Annotated in this window: 6 protein-coding genes and 1 pseudogene; 1 reads left to right on the forward strand and 6 read right to left on the reverse strand. The window is 65.0% G+C overall.

Going from position 1 to position 7,403, the window contains the following annotated elements; all coding sequences use genetic code 11:
• Together Y703_RS19755 and hflX are read right to left on the reverse strand one after the other, a co-directional pair.
• The coding region (locus Y703_RS19755) for an ATP-dependent DNA helicase (protein ID WP_035765014.1) at positions 1 to 858 on the reverse strand (858 nt) is incomplete at its 3' end.
• The gene (hflX, locus tag Y703_RS0112555; RefSeq protein WP_026552977.1) at positions 851 to 2,392 is read right to left on the reverse strand and encodes a GTPase HflX; all 1,542 of its coding nucleotides are present in this window, start codon (positions 2,390 to 2,392) and stop codon (positions 851 to 853) included. The genes hflX and Y703_RS19755, both read right to left, overlap by 8 nt.
• Before the next feature lie 340 nt (positions 2,393 to 2,732).
• Here hflX and Y703_RS0112560 point away from each other — a divergent pair, with 340 nt between their 5' ends.
• Positions 2,733 to 3,341, forward strand: coding sequence for a class I SAM-dependent methyltransferase (locus Y703_RS0112560; protein ID WP_026552978.1), 609 nt, complete (start codon positions 2,733 to 2,735; stop codon positions 3,339 to 3,341).
• Here Y703_RS0112560 and dapF read toward each other — a convergent pair.
• The 4 genes and pseudogenes from dapF to Y703_RS22705 all read right to left on the reverse strand — a co-directional run.
• Complete coding sequence (gene dapF, locus Y703_RS0112565; protein WP_026552979.1) at positions 3,338 to 4,282, reverse strand: diaminopimelate epimerase; 945 nt, start codon at positions 4,280 to 4,282, stop codon at positions 3,338 to 3,340. The genes Y703_RS0112560 and dapF overlap by 4 nt on opposite strands.
• Positions 4,283 to 4,286: 4 nt before the next feature.
• Positions 4,287 to 5,216 carry a tRNA (adenosine(37)-N6)-dimethylallyltransferase MiaA gene (miaA, locus tag Y703_RS0112570; protein ID WP_026552980.1) on the reverse strand — a complete coding sequence of 310 codons (930 nt, stop codon included), beginning with the start codon at positions 5,214 to 5,216 and terminating at the stop codon, positions 4,287 to 4,289.
• 2 nt (positions 5,217 to 5,218) lie between these two features.
• Complete coding sequence (miaB, locus tag Y703_RS0112575) at positions 5,219 to 6,736, reverse strand: tRNA (N6-isopentenyl adenosine(37)-C2)-methylthiotransferase MiaB (protein ID WP_051427569.1); 1,518 nt, start codon at positions 6,734 to 6,736, stop codon at positions 5,219 to 5,221.
• A gap of 111 nt (positions 6,737 to 6,847) precedes the next feature.
• A pseudogene (locus Y703_RS22705) lies at positions 6,848 to 7,403 on the reverse strand (lytic transglycosylase domain-containing protein); the annotation flags it as partial.

Consider the following 7,403-nt stretch of genomic DNA (forward strand, 5'->3'; position numbering starts at 1 on the left):
CGATAGGTGGCGGCGGGCTGCCGACGCCGCCGCCGAAATCATGCCAGCCGACAGCTGCCCGGATACCGCACCCGTCACCCGATCATGGAGTTCATGGGCTTCATCAATGACCACGACGTCGTACTCGGGCAACACGGCCAGCCCCTCAAAGGCACTGATGGCCAGCATCGCGTGGTTGGTGATGACGATGTCCGCGTCGCCAGCCTTCGCCCTGGCCCGCTCGCTGAAGCACTCGGCAGCTACCGGACACTTCTGTGCGCCGAGGCATTCCATGCTGGTCACTGAAACCTGCCGCCAGGCCTGCTCGCTGACTCCCGGTGTGAGCTCGTCCCGGTCGCCGGTGTCGGTGGTCTCGGCCCACTCCCTGAGCCTGAGGACCTCACGGCCAAGCGGGGTGGCGGGTCCTGCGGCCGGATGTGGTGCAGCGGTATCCTCGCCGAGGCTGAAAAGTGCATCGGGAGCGCCCTCCTCCGGAAAGCCTCCGCCCGTCTTGTGCCGGCAGACATAGTTGCCGCGGCCCTTGAGGAGGACCACATCAACTGGACGGGGGAGCTTGCCCTTGAGCGCTTTAAGCAGTCTCGGCACGTCGCGGCCAACGATCTGGGCCTGAAGAGCCAACGTCGCGGTCGACACGATGGCCGGCTTGTCGTGATTGAGTGCATGCGAAATGAGCGGGATCAGATAGGCCAGCGACTTACCCGTCCCGGTCCCGGCCTGCACCAGCAGGTGATCCCCTGTGGTCAGCGCCTCCGCGACCCGTTGTGTCATCTCATGCTGACCCGCACGGTTTTCACCGCCCATGGCTGCGACTGCTGCATCAAGGAGTTCCAGCGGCCCAGTGGTACCGCTGTCAGGCATGCTGGCGAAACTCCTCCAGATCGGCAGCGAGACCTTCGCGGACCATGACCTCGAGGCGGGTACCCGATTCACCATGCTCGAGGGTAAGGATCTCGGCGTCGGACTGGTGCAGTCTGCTGACGACGTCGCCGCGCTCGTAGGGCACCAGGAGAGTAAGCCTGACGCTGGGGCGGGGAATTGCTGAGCTGACTGCCTCCAACAGCTCAGCGATGCCCAGGCCTGTGCGGGCTGACACCACCACATTTCGTGGCTCGCGCTGTCGGAGGCGTTCGATCACGAACGGATCCGCTGCGTCGGCCTTGTTCAGGACGATGATCTCCGGGACCTTGCGAGCATCCACCTCGGAGAGGACCTCCCGGACGGCTGCGATCTGGCCCTCGGGGTCTGGGTGGGAGACGTCGACCACGTGAAGGATGAGGTCTGAGTCGGCAATCTCCTCAAGTGTGGACCTGAACGCTTCGACCAGCTGGGTTGGCAGCGATCTGACGAACCCAACGGTATCGGCAAGCGTGTAGCCCAGCCCGTCAGCTGTTTCCGCCTTGCGCACGGTGGGATCCAACGTGGCGAACAAGGCATTCTCCACCAGCACGCCGGCGTCGGTCAGGCGGTTCAACAGCGACGACTTGCCTGCGTTGGTGTAGCCAGCGATGGCTACCGAGGGGATCTCATTGCGACGCCGGTTGGCGCGTTTCGTTTCGCGGGCAGGTTTCATTCCGCTGATCTCGCGCCGTAGCTTGGCCATCCGGGTGCGGATCTTTCGCCGGTCCAGCTCGATTTTTGTTTCACCGGGTCCGCGCGAACCCATGCCAGCGCCAGCGCCACCGACCTGGCCCCCGGCCTGACGGGACATCGAATCTCCCCAGCCACGGAGCCTGGGGAGTAGATACTCGAGCTGGGCCAGTTCCACCTGGGCCTTGCCCTCGCGGGACTTGGCGTGTTGGGCAAAAATGTCGAGAATCAGGGCCGTCCGGTCGATGACCTTGACCTTGACAATGTCCTCCAGGCCGCGGCGCTGGGAGGGAGAAAGTTCGCTGTCAACAATTACCGTATCGGCGCCGGTTGCGACAACTATGTCCTTGAGCTCTTGGGCTTTGCCCGAGCCGAGGAAGGTGCCTGGGTCCGGCTTCAGCCGCCGCTGCACAATCCCGTCGAGGACCTCGGAACCGGCGGTCGCGGCGAGGGCTGACAGTTCCCGCAACGAGTTTTCGGCGTCTTCCGCTGTGCCTTCGCTCCATAGGCCGGCCAGGACCACGCGTTCCAGGCGCAACTGGCGATACTCGACCTCGGTGACGTCCTCGAGTTCGGTGGATAACCCTGCGACGCGCCTGAGCGCGCGGCGTTCGTCAAGGTCCTGCTGATCACCATCGTAGGACGACCGTTGCTCGGGCCCCGATGACACATCAGCAAAGCGGTTGCCCGCGCCCTTGGCTGACGCTGCTTCGTCTTTCGCCAGGATCCTGTCGATGACCGCCTGAATCTCGGCTGGCCCAATCTCCGGTTCCGGCGTTGCCGGTCCCCCGTTACTCGTGGACATATGCTCCCTACATTGGTGTCCCTCAATGCTAGTCGCACGGACCCCAAATGGGTGAGGCACTTCTCTGAGCGCGCAATCGCTGCTCTTGTCACCGTGTGCAGCGAGTCGCCTTCAGCTGGCGGTCGGCGGGCTGCCGCGCTTCGCGCTTCTTCATCGGGGTGAACTGCCACAGACCGAGGACCGTGTCAGGACCTCTTGTCCGGGTGGGGCAACCAGGACAGGTCGGGTCAACTTCTCCCTCACCGATGTCCAGGGTGACTACCGACGTCCAGGGTGCTCGCGGAACGGGTGTTGGCCTCCGTGCCAGGAAGGCCGGGAGGCTGGACTACGCTGGTTGGTTATGGATTCCCATTACTTCAGCGCCCAGCCGGCTGGCCCGGAGACCCGCAAACCGCTCCGCGCGCCACTGGCAGGGGTCGAGCGCACGCTGGTGACCTCGTCGGGCATCTTCAGCTCCGATTCCATCGACAAAGGCACGCGTATCCTGCTTGCTGAGGCGCCCGATCCGGTGGGAGCGCGGATGCTGGACATCGGCTGCGGCTGGGGGCCGTTGGCACTGACTATGGCGCTGAAGGCACCGGACGCGCAGGTGGTTGCTATCGACGTCAACGAGCGGGCCCTGGCGCTCACGGCAGAAAACGCGAACCTTCTGGGTTTGCCCAATGTGGTGGCGCAACGCCCGGAGGAGGTCGACGCCGACGCCACCTTCGATACCATTTGGTCCAATCCGCCGATCCGGGTCGGTAAGGACGAACTGCATGCGCTGCTGCTGAAGTGGCTCCCGAGGCTGTCACCCGGCGGCTCCGCCTGGCTGGTGGTACAAAAGAACCTTGGCGCTGACTCACTTCAGAAGTGGATCGCTGACCAACTGTCCGTGGGGTTCGAGGTGTCCAGGACTGCCACCTCCAAGTCCTTCCGGATCCTGAGGGTGGAGCGACGCGATACCTAGAGCAGGGTTCCGGTAGCCACCAGTACCGCTGGCCCGCTGAGGCTCACGTGTTCGCGACCGTCCGGTCCGGCATGGAACCGCACACCCACTACGCCACCGGGTACCTCAATCCGCCAGGCAAGCGGTGCCCCGGCCCCAGCCCAGAACCTGGTGGCCGCCGCCGCCGCACACGCACCAGTGCCGCAGGACAGCGTCTCCCCTACCCCGCGCTCGTACACCCGCATCGTTACCTGGCCGACGCCGTCGTGCACCAGCGGATCGCGCGGCACCACGAATTCGACGTTCGTGCCGTCGACGGGAGCGGGCTGCACCACCGGCGCGTCAAAGAGCCGGGTCGCTTCCAGCTCGGCTGGTTCGGCAAGGGCCACCACTGTGTGAGGGTTGCCCATACTGATGGACAGGGCAGGGCGCGGGACTTCAAGCCCGCTGGCCTCCACCAGTGAATCAGTGGCGCGAGCCGCCGCCACATCAGGGTAAACAAACTCCCACGGACCCATGTCCACCGAGTAGCCGTCGGCAGACCGCTCCACCACTTTGATTCCGCCGCGCGTAGCTATCGACGCGGTCGCCCCATCGGCGAGTGCCAGCAGGCCGGTCGAGACCAGTAGGTGAACGAAGACCCGGACGCCATTGCCGCACATCTCCGAGACCGAACCGTCAGCGTTTCGATAGTCCATGAACCATTCGGCCGAGGGGTCGCTCCGCAGCAGCGCCCTGCCCTCGGGCAGATGGCGGGACGGGACAGCGCGGATCAGACCGTCTGCTCCGATGCCGCGATGCCTGTCGCAGATCGCGCTGACCTGGTCGGCCGCGATCTCCAGCGAGCCAGTGCGATCGGTCACCAGGACAAAGTCGTTGCCAGTGCCATGGCCCTTGGTGAACGCCACCCCTGCGAGGGCGGTCGGGGCGGTGGAAACCAGTGCGTCAGGTTGTGTAGTCACCTTTCTAGGATAGGCCGAAGGTTTGCCGAATGTGCTCGGCAGCCCGGGAGCCAAGGTCCGGATCCTCCCAGTCGAGCCAGGAGATCCGCGGGTCGGCCCGGAACCAGGTGAGCTGGCGGCGGGCGAACCGCCTGGTGGCATCGATGGTGTCGCTGGCTGCCTGCTCACTTGTCAGGGCGCCGTCAATAACCTGCAGGAATTGGGAATACCCCAACGCACGTGAGGCCGTGCGTCCAGTCCGCAGCCCCTGGCTGTCCAGCCGCACCACTTCCTCGCGCAGACCAGCGTCCACCATGGCATGCACCCTCGATGCCAGCCGCTCCCGCAACCGGGATCGGTCAACCCCCAGACCCACCTGGACAGCTGCCTGGTGATACTTCCGTTGCGGCATGAAGGAGCTGAACGGGCGGCCCATCACCTCATACACCTCCAGCGCGCGGATCAAACGGCGGTCATCCAGATCCCGACCGGCGGATACCGGGTCAACGGCTGTCAGCCGCTGGCGGAGCAGATCCTTGCCGTCACGCGCCAGATCGCCTTCCAGCCGCTCTCTAATCGCCGGATCAATGCCGGGGAAGTCAAGAACATCAAGCGCCGCACGAACATAGAGTCCTGAACCGCCAACCAGGATCGGCGTCTTGCCCCGGCCCCGAATATCGGCGATTGCCGCTCGGGCCTGCAGTTGGTATGCCGCCACGCTCGCTTCCTGGTGCACCGCAAGGGTATCCAGGAGGTGGTGCGGTATCCCCTGCCGTTCGTCGAGCGTGACTTTCGCCGTGCCAATGTCCATACCGCGGTAGAACTGCATGGAATCCGCATTAATGATCTCGCCGTCGAATCTCTGAGCCAAGTCGATGCCCAGGGCCGACTTGCCTGATCCGGTGGGACCGACGACGGCGATCAGCGGCAGGTCTGTTGCCTCGGTAACCTCCACAGCTAGTCGCCGCGTGGTGGAACTGCCGGCATGCCGAGCGACACACCCGTCCCGGGCACTGGCGCCCCGCAGGAGTCGGCCTGTGCCCGGTCCCAGGCGTCGCCTGCTCGCGACCGCCGGATCCGGATATCTTCGGCTGATACCGGGTCGGCCACCAGGTGGAAGGCGGCGGCCTCGGTGACCGTGACGGTGACCAGATCACCGGGGCGGGGAGGCTCGACACCATCGGGCACCGAGAAATGAACCAGGCGCTGGTCGCGGGCACGGCCGGAGAGGCGATGGGTTTCGCTGGCTTTGCGTCCCTGCTGCGCGGTCACCATCAGCTCGACAGTGCGGCCGAGCTGCAGCGCGTTCTCCTCCGCCGCGATGCGGTCCTGCAGCGCAGTGAGCCGTTCAAAACGTTCCTGCACCACGGCTTTGGGGATCTGGCCCGGCAGGTCGGCGGCAGGGGTCCCGGGGCGCTTGGAGTACTGGAAAGTGAACGCAGTGGCGAAGCGAGAAAGCTCGACGACGTCGAGCGTGGCTTGGAAATCCTCTTCGGTCTCTCCGGGGAATCCCACAATGATGTCGGTAGAGATCGATGCGTGGGGCATTTTCTCACGGACCCGTTCAAGGATCCCCAGGAATTTGGAGGACCGGTAGGAGCGGCGCATGGCCTTGAGGATCTGGTCGGAGCCCGATTGCAGCGGCATGTGGAGTTGGGGCATCACGTTGGGCGTCTCGGCCATCGCGTCGATAACGTCATCGGTGAACGCCGCGGGATGGGGGCTGGTGAACCTCACCCGTTCGAGGCCTTCGATGCTGCCGCATGCGCGGAGCAGTTTGGCGAAGGCGCCCCGGTCACCGAATTCCACCCCGTACGAGTTCACGTTCTGGCCCAGTAGGGTGACCTCGATGGCACCGTCGGCCACCAGCGCTTCAATCTCGGCAAGGATCTCGCCCGGGCGCCGGTCGCGTTCCTTGCCGCGCAAAGCAGGGACGATGCAGAAGGTACAGGTGTTATTGCAGCCCACCGAGATTGAGACCCAGCCGGAATACACCGCGTCCCGCTTGGTCGGGAGGGTGGAGGGAAAAACGTCGAGTGACTCCAGAATCTCCAGTTGCGCCTCGTTGTTGTGGCGCGCCCGCTCCAGCAGGGCGGGGAGGGCACCGACGTTGTGGGTACCGAAAACGGCGTCGACCCATGGCGCCTTCTTCAGAATGGTGTCGCGGTCCTTCTGGGCGAGACATCCGCCGACGGCAATCTGCATGCCGGGGTGGGTTGCCTTGACCGATGCAAGCATCCCGAGGTTGCCGTACAGCTTGTTGTCGGCATTTTCCCGGACGGCACAGGTATTGAAGACAACGACGTCGGCCTGGGTGTCGGTGGCCGCCGTGTACCCGGCGTTTTCCAGCAGACCGGAGATCCGCTCGGAGTCATGGACGTTCATCTGGCACCCGTAGGTGCGAACTTCGTAGGTGCGCTGCACGGCTAGTTGCGGCACAGCAGGGAGACCCGCCAGTTCAGCGGCGGAACCAATGACAGCGTTAGGGGCGATAAGAGACACGTGTTAAGGGTACGTGCGCCGCGCTGGCCCCCACAATCGGATGGCTCCCCGCCAAGCGGGGCTCGACGCCGAACCGGTGAGCGATCAGTACCAGTTCATCAGTTGCGAATGCTGCCAGGCTGCGCACGGTGACCCGTATCTGCCCGAGATATAGCCGAGTCCCCACTCGATCTGGGTGCGGTAATTGGTCCGCCAGTCGGCTCCGGCGCTGGCCATCTTGCTGCCGGGAAGAGACTGGGGAATACCATAGGCCCCGCTATAGGGGTTGTTGGCACTGGTCAGCCACCGTGACTCTTTGTTCCAAAGGTTGACCAGGCAGGTGAACTCTCCTCCGTTCCAGCCGAAGGAGGACAGCCGGGAGGAGGCAAATGCCTGTGCAGCGGCAGGATCATCGGCAATCGGCGCAGGGGCGGGAGCAGGGGCAGGCGCGGGCTCAGGGGCGGGAGCAGGGGCAGGCGCGGGCTCAGGGGCAGGCGCAGGAGCAGTGGCAGGCGCCGGTGTCTGAGTAACCGGTGTCTGAGTAAGCGGGGTCGGAGAAACCGGTGTCTGGGGTCGGGAACCTGTAATCGCGGGCGGTGCCGGCGCGCGGGGCGGCGCAGTGGTGGCTGGTGCGGCCCCGGCAGCTGCCCGCGCTACTGCG

The organism is Arthrobacter sp. H20 (assembly GCF_000520515.1).
Taxonomy (GTDB): domain Bacteria; phylum Actinomycetota; class Actinomycetes; order Actinomycetales; family Micrococcaceae; genus Arthrobacter_D.

Coding starts and splice junctions, on each gene's coding strand:
- hflX (WP_026552977.1), bottom strand. CDS start 2,392: ATGTCCACGAGTAACGGGGGACCGGCAACGCCGGAACCGGAGATTGGG.
- Y703_RS0112560 (WP_026552978.1), top strand. CDS start 2,733: ATGGATTCCCATTACTTCAGCGCCCAGCCGGCTGGCCCGGAGACCCGC.